The sequence below is a fragment of the Nocardioides sp. genome (assembly GCF_036503465.1).
Lineage (GTDB): Bacteria > Actinomycetota > Actinomycetes > Propionibacteriales > Nocardioidaceae > Nocardioides.
In genome coordinates, this window is sequence record NZ_DASXWU010000062.1 from 1 (window position 1) to 14,574 (window position 14,574).

Genomic DNA, 14,574 nt, shown 5'->3' on the forward strand with positions numbered 1-14,574 from the left:
GATCTCCTCCTCGATCCGCGCGGCGGAGTAGCCGTCGGACGCCGGGCAGTAGGTCTCGAGCGCGAACACCATCCCGACCTGGAGCTCGATCGGCTCCTTCATCGAGTTCAGCCGCGAGATGATCGGCCGCTCGTGCAGCCCGAGCCCGAGCCCGTGGGCGAACTGCAGTCCGAACGCCTCCATCTCGCTGCCGAAGCCGAACTCCTCGGCCCTCGGCAGCAGCTCCGCCACCTCGTCGGTGCCGACTCCGGCCTTGATGCCCTCGATGCCGCGGTCCATCCACTCCCGCGCCTGCTGGTAGGCGTCGCGCTGCGGCGGCGTTGCGCTGCCGACGGAGAACGTGCGGTAGTAGCAGGTCCGGTAGCCGTTGTAGGAGTGGATGATGTCGAAGAAGGCCTGGTCGCCGGGCCGGATCAGCCGGTCGGTGAAGTTGTGCGGGTGCGGGTTGCACCGCTCGCCGGAGATCGCGTTGATCGCCTCGACCTGGTCCGAGCCCATCTCGTAGAGGCGCTGGTTGGCGTAGGCGACGATCTCGTTCTCACGTACGCCGGGCTTCAGCCGCTCGACGATGCCCTGGTAGACGCCGTCGACCATCGCCACCGCCTGCGTCAGCAGCATGATCTCGTCGGGCGACTTGATCACCCGCGCGTCGAGCATGTGCTGCTGGGCGTCGACGACGGTCAGCCCCTGCTTCTGCATCTCGAAGAGGAACGGCGGCTCCACGATGTCGACGCCCACCGGCTGGTCGGCGACCCCGGCCTCGGCGAGCAAGGACTTGATCTCCGCGACCGCGGTCTCCATCAGCCCGACGGTCGGGGCGACCGCACCGCGGAAGCCGAGGAAGCCGGCCCGGTAGTTCTCCTCCGGCACCCACTGCGAGTAGATCTTGTGGTGCTTGACCGCCGAGCCGAAGTCCCAGAGCACCGGGTCGCGGTCGCGGGTGAGCAACGCGTAGCGGATCATCTTGTCGCCGAGCGCGCCGCCGATCCAGGTGTGCGTCGTGTAGCGGATGTTGTAGAAGTCGAACAGCAGGAAGGCCCCGCACTCGCTGGCCTCCAGCGCGGCCTTGGCCCGGCCCAGCCGGTAGTCGCGCAGCCGCGCGAAGTCGACCCGCTCCTCGTAGTCGACCCCCATGTGGCCGGGGGCCGCGAGCGGGCGGGTCACGGCGTACCGCCTCCCGAAGGCCCCGAGAGACCGTCGTCGACCTCCGCGTCCTCCGGCTTCAGCTCGACGCCGGAGCTGCGGGCCTGGAAGTCGAGCAGGATCGCGAAGTCCTCGTCGACGCGGCCGCTGCTGACGGTGGCCTGGACGGCTGCGGCGGCCGCGGCCGCGACGGGCATCGGTACGTCGAGGTCGTGCGCCGCGGCGAAGCCGAGGTCGAAGTCCTTGCGCAGCAGCAGCGGCGTGAACGTCGGGCTGTAGTCGAGGTGCACGAACGCCGGCGACTTGTAGCGGGTGAACGTCGATCCCATCACCGACTTGTTGAGGAAGTCGAGGAACGCCGCCCGCGACATCCCGCCCTTCTCGGCCAGCACCGTGATCTCGGCCAGGCACTGGGTCACGACGCCGAGCATCACGTTGTGGCAGATCTTGGCCAGCCGGGCGACGTCACCCTCACCGACGTACGTCGCACCCTGGCCGAGGTGGTCGACCAGCGGCGCGACCTTCAGCCAGGTCTCCTCGGGTCCGGACACGACGAGGGTGAGCTTGCCGGCGTTGACGACCTTGCCGTTGCCGCTGACCGGCGCCGAGAGGAACGCGACCCCGCGCTGCTCGCAGGCCTCCCGCATCGCGCCCGAGGTGTCCGCGTCGACCGTGGAGCAGTCGACGACGGCACCGGGCAGATGGTCGGGGTCGGCGAGCAGGCCGTCCGCACCGGTCAGCACCTGCTCGAGGTCGGCGGGTCCCGACACCATCGTGAAGACGACGTCGCGGTCGCGCAGGTCGGCGATCGTGTCGGCCACCCGGCACCCGGAGTCGGCGAGCGCCTCCGCCTTGGCGCGGGTGCGGTTCCAGACCGTGACGTCCTCGCCGGCGGCGGCCAGCCGGCCGGCCATCGCCGCGCCCATCCGCCCGACGCCGATCCAGCCGATGGACATCTCCGAGACCGACATCAGACTCCTGCCTTCGCGCGCGTCGGGGTGGTGGCGGGGTCTCCGACCTCTCCGCCGAGGTGAGCGGCCAGCCAGTCTGCCGTCCGCGGCCGGTGCCACGGTGAGTAGTCGGCGCAGCCGTGGTTGGCCTCCTCGAGCATCAGCAGCTCGCTGCCGGGGATCGCGGCGTGGGCCTTCTCGGCCTGCTGGTAGGGGATCAGCCGGTCCTGACGGCCGAAGACCAGCAGCATCGGGGCGGCCACGTCACCGGCCACGTCGGAGAGGTCGAGGGTGTCCGCGACGGCGCGGGCCTCGTCGTCGCTCCCGGTGCCCGACCGCACCCGGAACGTGTCGCGGGTCAGCGACGGGAGTCCGTCCCAGCAGTCGCCGAAGCAGAACGGCCCGGCCAACGCGACGCCGGCCCGGATGCGGTCGCCGAGCGCGGCCGCGACCCGCACCGAGTAGTAGCCGCCGAGGCTGACACCCCACACCGCCATCCGGTCGCGGTCGAGGTCGTCCTGGGCGCCGATCGCGTCGTACAGCACCTCGGCGACCGGGCCCCAGTCGCCGCGGATCCTCAGGTCGTACTCGGCCTCCCCCTGGCCCGGGCCGTCGACGCTGAACGTCGCCAGCCCGCGGTCGAGGAAGGTCTGCTCGGTCGAGCGGACCTCCTCCTTGGTGGAGTCGAGCCCCGGGATCATCAGCACGACTGGGAAGGGGCCGTCGCCCGCGGGGGTTCGGACGACGGCCACGAGCGTGGCGTTCTCGAAGGGGATCTCGACCCGGCGCCCGGGCGGGTCGAGGTGCGGGAGCGCGTCGGCGTACGCCGTGACGGCGCGCGCGTGCGCGGCCCTCATCTGGTCGAGGTCCTCGACGAAGACGAACTTCGCGAAGTGGTAGTACGCCGCCGCCTGGGCGAGGTGCTCGCCACCGGACCGCAGCCGGCCGTCCGCCAGCGCGTCGCGACCGAGCTGCTCGTGCTGCTCGCCGACCGCGACCCACGCCGCACACCACTCGGGCCAGGTCTCGATCGAGGCGGTGACGCGAGCGAAGTCGGCCGGGGTCACGCCGTTGGCGGTGAAGCGCGGGGCCCAGTGCGCGATCGCGGAGGCGACTCTCTCGTCCATCCGGTCCCCTTCCGATCCAGGCGTTCCTGCAACCGTACTGCAAACGAGTGCAGCCTCGTGCAGTCAGGTCGGCATGTCAAGCCGAGCAGCACGGGTAGCCCGTTGCTGCAATCGAGTGCAGCATCCGCTATCGTCGGCGGCAACCAGCCGGAGGAGGCCGCCCTGATCCGCGTCGACGTCGGGACGTTCAGCCCGTCCGTCGTGCTCGACCTGGCCGGCTCGTCGGGCCGCCTGGCGGCCGCCGGACTGGAGATCACCGAACACCCGGTCCCCTCCTCGCCGGCCCAGTTCCGCTCACTGGCCGACGGCGAGCTCCACGTCGCCCTGACCAGCCCCGACAACGTGCTCGCCTACCGCTTCAACCCCCACAACCCGCTCGGCGAGCTTCTCGACGCCCGCATCGTCGGCGCCGTAGACCGGGCGCTCGGGCTCGGGCTCTACGGCCGCCCCGGAGCCACGCCGGACGACCTGCGCGGCGCCCGGGTCGGTGTCGACGTGCCCCACTCCGGCTTCGCCCTGGCCCTGTACTCCCTGGCCGACCGGCTCGACGTACCCCGCGACTCCTACGAGCTGCTCACCCTCGGCTCGACTCCCAAGCGCCTCGAGGCCCTGCTGGCCGGCGCGTGCGACGCGACGATGCTGAACGCGGGCAACGACCTCCTCGCGGAGGCGGCCGGCTGCGTCCGGCTGGCCGCGGTCACCGACCACTTCGCGCCGTACCTCGGCACGGTCGTCGCCGTGGTCGGCGACCGGCATCTCGAGACGGGCCGCGCCCTCGCCGGTGCGTTGACGGGGACCTGCGCCGACATCCTCGCCGGCGCGCTCGACAGCGAGGCCGTCGAGGCGGCACAGCGTCGGCTCGGCCTCGACGAGGCGCTCGCCCGGCGCTACCTCGACCGGATGCGCAGCCCCGACGAGGGTCTGGTCGCCGACGGCCGGGTCGACCGCGGGTCGCTGGAGACGCTGGTCGCGCTGCGCACCACCTGGCTCCCCGAGGTGGTCGACGGCCACGACGTGATGGACGCGGCGCTGGCGGAGGACTCCGGGCTTGTCGACGCAGGCTGAGAGCCGGCCGACCGCGATCTCGCTGCTGCAGAGCGCTGCGTTCGTGGCGACGTTCGACCGGTTCGCGATGTCGCCGATGCTGGTCGCGATCGCGCACGACCTCGACGCGCCGCTCGGCTCCGTGGTGCGTGCCGCGGGCGCGTACTTCCTGGTGTACGGCGTGAGCCAGCCGGTGTGGGGGATCGTGTCCGACCGGTTCGGCCGGGTCGCCACGATGCGGATGACGCTGCTGCTGGCGGGCATCTGCTCGATCGTCTCGGCGGGGTCGGGGACGGCGCTGGTGCTCGGGGTCACCCGCGGGCTCGCCGGCGGGATGTTCGGGGCGGCGTACCCGGCGGCGCTGATCTACCTCGGCGACACGGTGCGCGCCGACGTCCGGCAGCGCGACGTGGCCAGGCTGATGGTGGGGACCGCGCTCGGGACCGCGCTCGCCTCGGTCGGGGCCGGGGTCGTCGCGGACGTAGCGTCGTGGCGGGTGATGTTCGTGCTCACCGGTCTGGCCGCGCTGGCGCTCGCCGCCCGCCTCGGGGCGCTGCCCGAGCCCGAGCGGGTGCACCACGGCGGCACGTTCCTCCGCCCGATGGGGTACGTCGGCCGCTCGCCGGTGACCCTGTTCGTCCTGCTCTGCGCGCTGGCCGAGGGCGCCGTCCTGCTCGGCACGATCACGCTGCTGCCGCCGGCGATGGAGAACGCCGGCGCGTCGACCACCGTGGCCGGGCTCGCAACCGGCGTGTACGGCGTCTCGGTCTTCGCGTGCTCGGCGCTCGTCGCCCGGCTCTCGCAGCGCTGGCGCGCCACGACCCTGATCACCATGGGAGCCGCGGCCGCGATCGTCGCCTGCGCCGTCCTGGCCGTCTCGCAGTCGGTCGCCGCCGGGGTCGCGACCGCGATCCTGCTCGGCCTGGCCTGGACCGCGATGCACTCGACCCTCCAGACCTGGGCGACGGAGGTGCTGCCGATCGCCCGGGCAACGGTCGTCTCGTTCTTCGCCGGGTCGCTGTTCGTGGGCTCGTCATTGGCCGCCGTGATCGCCGCCGGACTCGCCGACGAGGGCCGGTACGGCGTGCTGTTCGCGGCCGGCGCGGCGCTCGCCGTACCCCTCGGCCTGGCCGCCACCGCCGTCCGCGCCCGCTGGCACGCGGCCGGCCCGACCCCTCTCCGGCCCTAGGATCGCTGCCGTGCCCGCACCGACGCTCCGCGACGTGGCCGAGGCCGCGGGCGTCCACGCGGCCACGGCCTCGCGCGCGCTGAACCCGGCCACCCGCGGGCTCGTCAACGCCGACACCGCGCGCCGGGTGATCAAGGTCGCCGAGCAGCTCGGCTACCGCCCGAACCCGATCGCCCGCGGCCTCAAGACCTCCAAGTCGGGCACCATCGGCCTGGTCATCCCGGACCTGATGAACCCGCTCTTCCCGCCGATCGTGCGCGGCATCGAGGAGGTGCTCGAGCCGGCCGGCTACAGCGGCCTGATCGTCAACACCGACAACGACCCGGGCCGGGAGAAGTGGCAGATCGACCACCTCCGGTCGCGGCAGGTCGAGGGACTGATCGTCGCCACCGCGCGGGTCGAGCACCCGCTGATGGAGCAGCTGCACCGCGAGGGTGTGGTGATGGTGATGGTCAACCGGCGGCCGGAAGGTGTCGACGTACCGTCGATCACTCCGGACGACGCGGCGGGCGTGGAGCTCGCCGTACGCCATCTCGCCGGGCTCGGTCACACCCGGATCGCCCACGTCGCCGGGCCGCAGAGCACCTCCACCGGCGTCACCCGGGCGCGGGCGTTCCGCGCCTCCGTCCGCGACCACGGGCTCGACGACGACCCCGCGCTCGTCGTGACCACCGACAGCTGGAGCGAGAGGGCCGGGGCCGACGGGCTGCGGCGGCTGCTCGACGCGGGCACGGAGTTCACCGCGATCTTCGCCGGGAACGACCTGATCGCGCTGGGCTGCTACGACGTCTTCCTCGAGCGCGGCATCGACTGCCCGACCGAGGTGAGCGTGGTGGGGTTCAACGACATGCCGTTCCTCGACAAGCTTCGCCCCCCGCTGACCTCCATCGCGATCCCGCACCAGCAGATCGGTGCCGAGGCGGCCCGGCTGCTGCTGGACTCCATCGCCGACCCGACGCGGCCCTCGCGGTCGGTGTTGCTGCCGCTGTCGCTCGTCGTACGAGGCTCGACGGCTCCACCGGCCGGCTGATCAGCGGGACGCGCGCTACTGGTGGCGTACGGCGGGCTCGTCCGACTCGGCTGCGTCCTCGGCGTTCGGCACTCCTGGCTTGCCCATGTGGCGGAGCGTCGGCAGGGCCGCGAACGAGAAGGGCATCGGTAGCCAGAGGGTGAGCACGCGGTAGACGAACACGGCGACCACCGCCACGGCGAACGGAGCGCCGCTGTACCAGATGGTCACCGGCAGGGCGAGCATCAGCAGCCCGGCGCCGCCGAGCGGACCGGTGCGCCGGGTGAAGATCATGCCGGTGGCGTATCCGATGAACATCGCCGCGACGTTCATCCGGAAGCCGAACGCCAGCAGCGCCGCCCACATCACGAACGCGTCCGCGATCCAGAAGAACGCCATCCCCAACACCGCCGGGCCGTGCTCCTGCGGGCGGAGGAAGAGCAGTCGGTTCAGGTGGATCGAGTCGAGGAACACGCCGACCTTGCCGCGCCAGCCGTCCCGGTCCCGCAGCCGCGCGCGGTACCGCTCGGCCAGCCAGAACGCGAGGGCGAACCCGGGGATCGGGATCACCGCCCACGGCAGCGAGAAGTCGGGAGGAGGCTTGGCCAGGCCCTGCACCAGTACGACGATGCCGGCCGCCGTACCGAGCACGGCCAGCACGCCGTGCTCCATGCCGGCCAACGCCGACACGCGGACCTTGGCGTCCCGCTCGTCGGCTCCGGCGGCCCGAAGTGCGTAGTCGTCCAGCGCCGCCCCGCCGTGGGCGAGGAACCCGCCGAACCCGCCGGTCACCACCGAGACCATCTGGCGGCGGCCGAGCTCGTGCCCGTCCTCGACCCCGTAGATGCCGCGATAGGCGAAGTAGTAGGCAAGGAACGAGACCAGGAGCCCGCCGACGGCGGCGCCGATCCACGGCCAGGAGACTCGGCCCAGGACGTCCTGGACGGTCGAGAAGCCGGTCGCGTAGGCAAGCCCGACAGCCGCGGCGAGATGCAGGACCGCCGCCAGCGCCACCAGCCCGCCGAGCTCGGGTCCGCGCCGCTCCAGGTGATGTCCGGAGAGCCAGTTCGCACTCACCTTGAGCATGGTTGTTCTTCTCCCGCCATCGTCTGCCTGCTGAGTCCGCGACCCTCAGGCCGTCCGATACTGCCCGGCGGGTCCCCCACGTCTCCGTGGTCAGCCGGTACCCAGCCGCCTGCCCGGTAGTCGCGTCGCGCTCCGAACCCCGGCTGTGCTCGCTCATCTCCCCGCCCGTCGCGGACGGGTCAGCCGGACGCCGGCCCTCGCCGACCGCCGTACGATCCGACCAGCGCGTCCGCCACGACGGCGGCGTCCTCGTCGGCGACGGCCGACGGGTACTCGGGCAGCAGGTCGTCCCAGACCACCAGCCACGAGCCGAACAGCTGGGCCTGACCCTCGGGACGAGCGAAGAACCACACATGGAGGTGGGCGCCACCGTCCCCGATCCGGTAGACGTGACACCGGCTGATGTGCGGCAGCGCCTGGACGTGACGGGTGATGTGGGTGCTCAGCACACCCATCTCCGCCGCGAGGTCGTCGTCGAGGTCCTCCAGGTCGTAATGGTCCCGGGGGTGCAGCATCAGGACGAGAGGCACCCCGGCCCCCGACATGTGGGTCAGGCGCCAGCGGTCGTCCAGCCAGATGCCCACGTCGCGATGCCGGCAGGACGCGCAGTCCGCGGGGTCCTCACCGTGCCGGGCGGCTCCGGGACGACGGGCGGCCGCAGCCGCGAGACACGAAGTCCGTCGGGCTCGAACGGGCTGACGTCCCAGCCGGTCATCCGCGACAGCGGCAGTCGCTGCTCGTCGTCGGCAGCGGCGACGGCGTACTCGTAGAACTCCTCGGGCGACAGCGGCATGGCACGAACGCTACTGACGCGCCCGCCCTCGCCTACGCCGTGGGCAGCGCGAGCACGTCGGGCTCGACCCGGGTACGGCGGGCCTGCGGGCTCGCGAGGAGTCGCGACGTGTAGTGGCGCCTGATGACCCGCTTGTCCAGCAGCCAGGGGTGGCGGGCCAGCAGGTCGTCGAAGCTGTCGCTCCCCGATGCGGCGCGGCAGTGCGCCACGATCCTGACCCAGGTGTCGGTGAGCGTCCGGTTGTAGCGCTGCGGCTTCCCGTGCCTGACCGCGAGGCTCCGAACGATCCGGGACACCTCCTCCTCGGCCCTCGACGTCGACTCGGTGTCCTCGAGCAGCAGCCACGCCACGCGCAGGTGCTCTCGATGGCCGAACGGTCCATGGTGGTGTCCGCGCCGCACCTCGGCCAGCCATCGCCGGTCACGTGGATCGAGCATCCGTGCCTCCCCTCGGCGCTCATCGGCCTCACGATTCGGCCGCTGCCCCGATCGAACTGCTCGGCAGGGACGGCGGCAACACGTTTACCGGCTCTCCGGCTCAGCTGCGCGGGAAGCCAGGATCTGCTCGCGCAGGATGTCCGCATGTCCGCAGTGCTGGGCCAGCTCGCGGAGCACGTGTAGGTAGACCCAGCGCAGTGGCAGCGGACCTCTGCGGTTGCCCGTCACCACGTCGTCGAGCTGCAAACCGGCCGTCGTACGTCGTGAAGCCTTGCAGGCCTCTTGGTGCGCACGCCGTATGCTCTCGATCGAGTCGGCGCCGGTGAGCACGAAGGACTCGTCCGGTGTCTCGGCGATGCCGATCTCGGCCCGCGACCGCCCCGTCACAGCCTGGTCGAACCACACCCCTTCGACGAACGTCGCATGCTTGACCAGACCCAGCAGCGTGGTGCGCGAGGACACCAAGGACCTCCGCGCCTGCTCCTCGCTCAACCCGGCAAGGCACTCCTGGAGCGCGGCGCGATGCTCATCGAGGAACGCCTCGAGCTGCACCTGGAGCGGGCCGTCGTGCACCTGTTCGGCAGACACGGGGTCACCGGAGCCGCAGGGTGTAGAACCGCGGCGCGGTCTTCCTCAGCGGTTTGGGCATGCCCCGCACGTCGGCCAGCTCGGTAGCGACGAGGTCCCAGTCGGCGTACGTCTCCTCGACGTCCTGCTGGCTGATCCCGGCGGGAACGAACGGGAGCGTGTTGGGCTGGAACGCCAGCAGCACCATCTGGGCGCCGGGGCGGGCGAGGTCCGTGACCTGACGGGAGACGGCCGCACGTCGGTAACGGTCGAACACGTGGAGACAGCCGATGTCGAGGAAGAGGTCGAACGGCTCGAGGCCCAGCGAGGCCAGGTCGGTCACGTCCCCGCACACGAAGGAAGCGCCGCCACCTCTGGCGCGGGCCTTCTCGATGGCGAGCGGGACGAAGTCGACGCCGGTGGCGTCCCATCCGCGGTCGGCGAGGTCGTGGGTGTGTCTGCCGGTCCCGCAGCCGATGTCGAGGGCGCGGCCCAGGGGTCGGGTGCGGTCGGTCTCGATCTTGTCGAGCAGCGCGTCGAGCTGATCCTGGCCCTGATCAGCGGCGCGTTCCCACGGGGTGAGGCCGAGGCGGTAGGCGAGCTTCCATCCCAGGGCCATGGCCGGTTCTCCGATTCGTTCTAGTGATACCTGATCTAATTCCCCTTAGAGTGAACCGCGTGCCAGAGGCTGTCAAGGGCAAACGGACGTACCGCTCCGCTCTGCGTGAGGAACGCGCCCTGGCGAACCGGGTTGCGATCCTCACCGCGGCCTTACGCCGGTTCCTCGAGGACGGCTACGCCGCCACGTCGATCGCCCGCATCGCCGAAGAGGCCGGCGTGAGCGAGGACCTGGTCTACAAGCTGTTCACCAACAAGCGAGGGCTGCTCGTCGAGGTGCTGAACTTCGCGGTCACCGGTCAGGCCGACAGCCCGCGCGTCCTCGACCAGGAGGGCCCACGGAAGGCCAAGGCGGAGCCGGACCAGCAGAAGAAGCTGGCCATGTTCTCCGCCGAGATCTCCGACCGGATCGCGCGGGCCCGGCCGGTCGACGACGTCATGCGCTCGGCGGGCGAGGTCGATCCCGAGATGGCCGCCAAGTACGCCTCGATGCACCGCACCCGCTTACGGAACATCACCCAGTTCGTGACGTGGCTCGCCGAGGCAGGTCCCCTCCGCAACGGACTTACGGTCGAGCAGGCGGCCGAGACCACCTGGTTGCTGTGCAGCCCGGCCACCCACAAACAGCTCACCGAGCAGCTCGGCTGGGACCAGCCGCAGTACTCCGCCTGGCTGCACGCCACACTGACGGCACTGCTCATCCCGCCCTCGGCGGACTGACCAGCGCAGCCGACGGGCCCGGCACGGCCGACACCTTGCCGGGCGCGGGCTCAGGCAGACGGACGCTCGCGGATGCGCCGGCGGATGAGGGTCTCGAGGTCCGACAGGTGCGGAGCCGCCTTCACCACAGCTCGCTGGGGACCGGGCGGGAGCCCGCGCAGAGCCTCTGCTATCACCTCCGTACGCCGCGCCGAGGCGTCCGCCATGAGGGCATGACCAGCCTCGGAAGCCGAAACGGTGACCATGCGTGCGTTGTCCTCGTGCGTGGTGCGGGTGGCCAGGCCGAGGTCGCACAGCGCGTCGACGAGCCGCGACATGGTGGCGCTGGTGACCTCCTCGTCGCGCGCCAGCCGGCCCAACGTCCGGGGGCCTCCGAAGTGCAGGACGGACAGTGCGCTCAAGCGCGCCGGGGTGAGCCCTGCCTCGACGTCGACCCGGTGCATGGCTCGCAGCAGGTGGACGGCGAACGAGTTCAAGCGGACCGCCGCATCCGTGAAGGGGTCTTCCATGGACACTCCTCCGATGTTAGCGTTCCTAAACGAACGTAGCATTGCTAATGAAAGGGAAGCCGATGCGACTCGCCCAGGTGGCGTTGCGTGCGACCGATCTCGACCGTGCCGCCACGTTCTACTCGGCCCTCTTGGGCTCCGAGCCGACCGGCCGATTCGATCCGCCCGGTCTGCTCTTCTTCGACCTCGAGGGCACACGGCTTCTGCTGGACGCCAAGGCACCCTCGTCGATGCTCTATCTCGAGGTCGACGACGTCCGCGCCGCCGTGTCCCGACTGCGCCCCGACGTGGAGATCACCACCGAGCCGCACGAGATCTTCACTCACGAGGACGACACTCTGGGACCTGCGGGCACGACCGAGTGGCAGGCCTTTCTCACCGACTCCGAGGGCAACACCGTTGCGCTGGTGAGCTTCGAGCATCCCGGCGGCGTCTGACTCCGGAGCCGGTGAGGCATCGACGCGGCGATGCTTCCCCGAGAGGCAGCGGGACGGGTGAGCCGCCTGGCGACCTCGTGAGCAGACGACCTACCACGGCACGGACCGGACCCCTGGTCGCAGTGGCCACCTGTGTTTGCGCAGAAATCACCCGATCGGGTCAAGCCTGCCGTCGATCGGGGGTCTAGTGTCATAGACCTCTACGTGGGGGGTTCGACCGACGCGACCGGGGGGGACGTGTCGATGTGGGGGCCTTTATCGTGGAAACGCCCGCCGGCGACTCACGCCGGCGGGCGTTATGAGTTCGGGGCCCGCCAGACGCTGCGGCCGTGCCGGTCAGTCGCGCACGCGCCTGTCGTGGCCGCGCCCTGGGTGCCAGGACTCGACCACGAGCCCACCGTCGAGGTAGGTGAGAGCCACCTCGGTGATGTCCACCCGGAATCCCTCCTCGGTCCGTACGGCGCGGCCGGAGATCTTCGCCTCGCCGACCCAGCCGCCGGGATCGTCGTCGGGCGGATCCACCGACGGACTGTGCAGCGCCATCCGCGGATCGCGCTCCAGATCCGCGAGCTTGCGCGAAGCAGCCATGGACCCGAACGTGACCTCCTCACCGATCTGGGTCTCGATGCCGCTGATCCGCGGCGCGCCATCCGCACGCAACGTCGCAAGCGTCTTGTGCTTGCGGGCCTGGAACAGCTCGCGGACCCGACCGGCGAACTGCGGCGCGTCTGCCTCTATGTCTCGCCATGCCACCATGTCGGCGACTGTGCCAGCGCCCACCGACAGGTCCGGGCTGATGCAAGCGACCGGGTGGAAGAAAGCTCGTTCACCGTGTCGTGTGGCGGCCGACCTGTTCGTAGCACTGATGAGGCCCCACCAGGCCACGACCGGAGGAGATGACACAGATGCAGCACTCGGAGCCAGTCGCCCGCCGTCTCTTCGAGCTCACCGAGCCGATCTCGGTGGTCAACTTCTTCTCCCCGGAGCCCAACGACGCCATGGCGGCGCTCGGCTTCCGCAACTACTGGGACGGCTACTTCGCGGGTCGCTCCGCGCCGCTCGGCCGGGTCCCGGCCGAGGTGGTCCACGCGGCCTTCTACAACTTCGCCGACGGCGAGGTGGCCCGCCACATCCCCAGGGTGTGGGACACGACCACACCTGAGGCCGCGCACGCTTCGCGACAGCAGGGCTGCGTGGCGGCTCTGCGGCGGATCCTCGGCGCACTCGCCGACACGTCCGATCTCTCGTGCGCCGCCGAGCTCCTGGCCAAGGCCTCGACCAGCGCCGCCACGGAGGGGCGAGTCATGTACGCCGGGCTCCGTGCGCTCCCGGTGCCCGAGGAGCCCGTGGCCCGGCTCTGGCACGCCGCCAACATGCTCCGCGAGCACCGCGGGGACGGGCACATCGTGGCTCTTGTCTCCGAACGGATCGGCGGGACCGAGTCCCACGTGCTCAGCGCGCTCGACATGGGCATCTACCCGGCGGAGTCGTTCGGCCGGATCCACCACCTGCCCGAGGCTCGACTGGCTGAGGTCATGGACGGCCTGCGCGACCGCGGCCTGCTCGATGCCGACGGTCGGCTCACAGACACGGGGCGTGCGACCAAGGCCCGGATCGAGTCACTGACCGATGCACTCGCCGAAGCGCCCTACGAGGGGCTGGAGCCGGTCGAGCTCGACCGGCTGACCGCCTTGCTCCAGCCCATCTCCGAGAGACTCCGAGCCACGGGTTCGAACTCGGACAACGCGGGCTGAACCTACGACACGGGCCGCTGTGTCAGCGCACCATCTGGAGGGCGTCGTACTCACGCGCCATCTCCGAACCGCGCGTCAGGTCGTGCCCGTCGTCTCCCGATGTGGTGGGGAGCGTGCCGCGCACTCGCACGGCCGAGATGCGTTCCAACCGGACGACGGAGTGCTCGTCCTCGTCCAGCTCGAGGATCGCGCCATGCCCGTCCACCGCGACGACGCCGCCGCGCAGCCACTGTCCCTCGACCAGGACAGCGACCGGCAGGTGATGGTCGTGGGCCCGGCGTAGCGCCGTTCCGATCGTGTACAGCGTGGAGCTCATGCGGCACTCCCGGAGCGGTGTGCCCACGCCGAGGCGAGCTGCGTCCGTGGCGGGAACCAGCAGACCGGGTACTGGATGACCATGGGGCGGGTCCTAGCGTGAATCGGAGAGCGGCCTCGTGCGAGGGCCTTGGCTCCACCAGGCTAGGAACCGACCACCGGAGTTCCCGTCGAAAAGCGCCGGAATGACCCGGACGGACCACTCTTCCTGTCCTAACAGCCATCCATCACCGTCGGTGCCGACCTGGGTGGCCCGTGCGAATCGGGCCTCCCCTGGACCCGGACGACAGTGCCGCGATCCCCTGGGTCTGCTTTGACCCGTCTGCGTCATGGACGGCGAGCGGTCTGTCCAGAATCGTTGCCGAAGGAATGAACCGTTGATCAAACAGGGGGTTTTGACATGGGAAGAGCAGCACGACGTGCGGGTCGGGTGTCTGCGGGTCTGGCCGGCGCAGCGATCCTGAGCTTGGCGACAGCGGGCTCGGCCTTCGCACATGAGTGCTTCGTCGCCAATCGGTCGGCGCAGGGCAACGCGATGGCCGGCACCCATTCGCAGGCCTGGGAAACGGTCTCCTTGGACACTGTCCTCACCCAGTTCCTCGGTTTGCCCACCGATCTCGCCGCGTGCGTGGAGGCCAAGGCGCCGGCAGCGGGGATCCCGGACTCGTTCGTGTTCGGCAGCAAGCAGGCCGTCGGCCAGGGCGGGGTGATCGCCGAGAACAACCCGAACATGACCGCTGACGGCCTGGCCGCGAACGGCACCGGAATCGACCACGCCGAGGATGCCTACGGTCCGGCACTCGGTGAGCTGATCGGGGAGTGCAGCGCCTAGGCACGCGCCTAGGGATGCGCCTAGGGGTCGCGGCCGCCTGAGCG

At 70.9% G+C, this 14,574-nt stretch carries 19 protein-coding genes; 7 read left to right on the forward strand and 12 right to left on the reverse strand.

Annotation, left to right across the window (positions count from 1 at the left end; translation table 11 throughout):
• The 3 genes from VGK78_RS12385 to VGK78_RS12395 form a co-directional block, all read right to left on the reverse strand.
• On the reverse strand, positions 1–1,164 hold a 1,164-nt coding region (locus VGK78_RS12385), incomplete at its 3' end, for a M24 family metallopeptidase (protein WP_331527951.1).
• Positions 1,161–2,114, reverse strand: coding sequence for an NAD(P)-dependent oxidoreductase (locus VGK78_RS12390; RefSeq protein WP_331527952.1), 954 nt, complete (start codon positions 2,112–2,114; stop codon positions 1,161–1,163). The genes VGK78_RS12385 and VGK78_RS12390, both read right to left, overlap by 4 nt.
• Entirely contained in the window at positions 2,114–3,220 is a 1,107-nt protein-coding gene (locus tag VGK78_RS12395) for an alpha/beta hydrolase family protein (RefSeq protein WP_331527953.1), read from the reverse strand. Before VGK78_RS12395 ends, VGK78_RS12390 begins: the two co-directional genes overlap by 1 nt.
• Before the next feature lie 102 nt (positions 3,221–3,322).
• Here VGK78_RS12395 and VGK78_RS12400 point away from each other — a divergent pair, with 102 nt between their 5' ends.
• From VGK78_RS12400 to VGK78_RS12410, 3 genes are read left to right on the forward strand one after another with little or no spacing between them, the layout of a single operon-like run.
• Complete coding sequence (locus VGK78_RS12400) at positions 3,323–4,285, forward strand: ABC transporter substrate-binding protein (RefSeq protein ID WP_331527954.1); 963 nt, start codon at positions 3,323–3,325, stop codon at positions 4,283–4,285.
• Positions 4,269–5,453: an MFS transporter gene (locus tag VGK78_RS12405; RefSeq protein ID WP_331527955.1), complete on the forward strand. Its 1,185-nt coding sequence runs from the start codon at positions 4,269–4,271 to the stop codon at positions 5,451–5,453. Before VGK78_RS12400 ends, VGK78_RS12405 begins: the two co-directional genes overlap by 17 nt.
• Before the next feature lie 10 nt (positions 5,454–5,463).
• The gene (locus VGK78_RS12410; protein WP_331527956.1) at positions 5,464–6,483 is read left to right on the forward strand and encodes a LacI family DNA-binding transcriptional regulator; all 1,020 of its coding nucleotides are present in this window, start codon (positions 5,464–5,466) and stop codon (positions 6,481–6,483) included.
• Between the two features lie 15 nt (positions 6,484–6,498).
• Here VGK78_RS12410 and VGK78_RS12415 read toward each other — a convergent pair whose 3' ends face one another.
• From VGK78_RS12415 to VGK78_RS12440, 6 genes are all read right to left on the reverse strand, one after another.
• Complete coding sequence (locus VGK78_RS12415) at positions 6,499–7,548, reverse strand: hypothetical protein (protein WP_331527957.1); 1,050 nt, start codon at positions 7,546–7,548, stop codon at positions 6,499–6,501.
• A gap of 179 nt (positions 7,549–7,727) precedes the next feature.
• Positions 7,728–8,132: a hypothetical protein gene (locus tag VGK78_RS12420; protein ID WP_331527958.1), complete on the reverse strand. Its 405-nt coding sequence runs from the start codon at positions 8,130–8,132 to the stop codon at positions 7,728–7,730.
• Positions 8,099–8,341, reverse strand: a complete 243-nt coding sequence (locus tag VGK78_RS12425; RefSeq protein WP_331527959.1) for a hypothetical protein — start codon at positions 8,339–8,341, stop codon at positions 8,099–8,101. Before VGK78_RS12425 ends, VGK78_RS12420 begins: the two co-directional genes overlap by 34 nt.
• Positions 8,342–8,373: 32 nt before the next feature.
• Entirely contained in the window at positions 8,374–8,778 is a 405-nt protein-coding gene (locus VGK78_RS12430; RefSeq protein WP_331527960.1) for a hypothetical protein, read from the reverse strand.
• 84 nt (positions 8,779–8,862) lie between these two features.
• A complete protein-coding gene (locus VGK78_RS12435) occupies positions 8,863–9,366 on the reverse strand; it encodes a DinB family protein (RefSeq protein ID WP_331527961.1) in 504 nt (167 codons plus the stop codon).
• Between the two features lie 4 nt (positions 9,367–9,370).
• Complete coding sequence (locus VGK78_RS12440) at positions 9,371–9,964, reverse strand: class I SAM-dependent methyltransferase (RefSeq protein WP_331527962.1); 594 nt, start codon at positions 9,962–9,964, stop codon at positions 9,371–9,373.
• A 59-nt stretch (positions 9,965–10,023) separates the two neighbouring features.
• Here VGK78_RS12440 and VGK78_RS12445 point away from each other — a divergent pair, with 59 nt between their 5' ends.
• Positions 10,024–10,683, forward strand: a complete 660-nt coding sequence (locus tag VGK78_RS12445) for a TetR/AcrR family transcriptional regulator (RefSeq protein WP_331527963.1) — start codon at positions 10,024–10,026, stop codon at positions 10,681–10,683.
• Positions 10,684–10,733: 50 nt separating this feature from the next.
• On the opposite strand, the gene VGK78_RS12450 is transcribed toward VGK78_RS12445, so the two are convergent.
• Entirely contained in the window at positions 10,734–11,192 is a 459-nt protein-coding gene (locus VGK78_RS12450) for a MarR family winged helix-turn-helix transcriptional regulator (protein WP_331527964.1), read from the reverse strand.
• 62 nt (positions 11,193–11,254) lie between these two features.
• Here VGK78_RS12450 and VGK78_RS12455 point away from each other — a divergent pair, with 62 nt between their 5' ends.
• A complete protein-coding gene (locus tag VGK78_RS12455) occupies positions 11,255–11,629 on the forward strand; it encodes a VOC family protein (protein WP_331527965.1) in 375 nt (124 codons plus the stop codon).
• A 336-nt stretch (positions 11,630–11,965) separates the two neighbouring features.
• Here the strand turns inward: VGK78_RS12455 and VGK78_RS12460 are convergent, their stop codons facing one another.
• The gene (locus tag VGK78_RS12460) at positions 11,966–12,385 is read right to left on the reverse strand and encodes a pyridoxamine 5'-phosphate oxidase family protein (RefSeq protein ID WP_331527966.1); all 420 of its coding nucleotides are present in this window, start codon (positions 12,383–12,385) and stop codon (positions 11,966–11,968) included.
• A 149-nt stretch (positions 12,386–12,534) separates the two neighbouring features.
• On the opposite strand from VGK78_RS12460, the gene VGK78_RS12465 reads away from it, so the two are divergent.
• Positions 12,535–13,383: an SCO6745 family protein gene (locus tag VGK78_RS12465; RefSeq protein WP_331527967.1), complete on the forward strand. Its 849-nt coding sequence runs from the start codon at positions 12,535–12,537 to the stop codon at positions 13,381–13,383.
• Between the two features lie 22 nt (positions 13,384–13,405).
• Here VGK78_RS12465 and VGK78_RS12470 read toward each other — a convergent pair whose 3' ends face one another.
• Entirely contained in the window at positions 13,406–13,699 is a 294-nt protein-coding gene (locus VGK78_RS12470) for a hypothetical protein (protein ID WP_331527969.1), read from the reverse strand.
• Positions 13,700–14,128: 429 nt separating this feature from the next.
• Here VGK78_RS12470 and VGK78_RS12475 point away from each other — a divergent pair, with 429 nt between their 5' ends.
• Entirely contained in the window at positions 14,129–14,530 is a 402-nt protein-coding gene (locus tag VGK78_RS12475; RefSeq protein WP_331527970.1) for a hypothetical protein, read from the forward strand.
• The last annotated feature ends 44 nt before the right edge of the window (positions 14,531–14,574 follow it).

What these genes read in the sequence shown, in the direction of transcription:
- VGK78_RS12470 (WP_331527969.1), bottom strand. Translation starts at nt 13,699, where the DNA reads ATGAGCTCCACGCTGTACACGATCGGAACGGCGCTACGCCGGGCCCAC.
- VGK78_RS12465 (WP_331527967.1), top strand. Translation starts at nt 12,535, where the DNA reads ATGCAGCACTCGGAGCCAGTCGCCCGCCGTCTCTTCGAGCTCACCGAG.
- VGK78_RS12415 (WP_331527957.1), bottom strand. Translation starts at nt 7,548, where the DNA reads ATGCTCAAGGTGAGTGCGAACTGGCTCTCCGGACATCACCTGGAGCGG.
- VGK78_RS12390 (WP_331527952.1), bottom strand. Translation starts at nt 2,114, where the DNA reads ATGTCGGTCTCGGAGATGTCCATCGGCTGGATCGGCGTCGGGCGGATG.
- VGK78_RS12440 (WP_331527962.1), bottom strand. Translation starts at nt 9,964, where the DNA reads ATGGCCCTGGGATGGAAGCTCGCCTACCGCCTCGGCCTCACCCCGTGG.
- VGK78_RS12430 (WP_331527960.1), bottom strand. Translation starts at nt 8,778, where the DNA reads ATGCTCGATCCACGTGACCGGCGATGGCTGGCCGAGGTGCGGCGCGGA.
- VGK78_RS12425 (WP_331527959.1), bottom strand. Translation starts at nt 8,341, where the DNA reads ATGCCGCTGTCGCCCGAGGAGTTCTACGAGTACGCCGTCGCCGCTGCC.
- VGK78_RS12395 (WP_331527953.1), bottom strand. Translation starts at nt 3,220, where the DNA reads ATGGACGAGAGAGTCGCCTCCGCGATCGCGCACTGGGCCCCGCGCTTC.
- VGK78_RS12460 (WP_331527966.1), bottom strand. Translation starts at nt 12,385, where the DNA reads ATGGTGGCATGGCGAGACATAGAGGCAGACGCGCCGCAGTTCGCCGGT.
- VGK78_RS12450 (WP_331527964.1), bottom strand. Translation starts at nt 11,192, where the DNA reads ATGGAAGACCCCTTCACGGATGCGGCGGTCCGCTTGAACTCGTTCGCC.
- VGK78_RS12455 (WP_331527965.1), top strand. Translation starts at nt 11,255, where the DNA reads ATGCGACTCGCCCAGGTGGCGTTGCGTGCGACCGATCTCGACCGTGCC.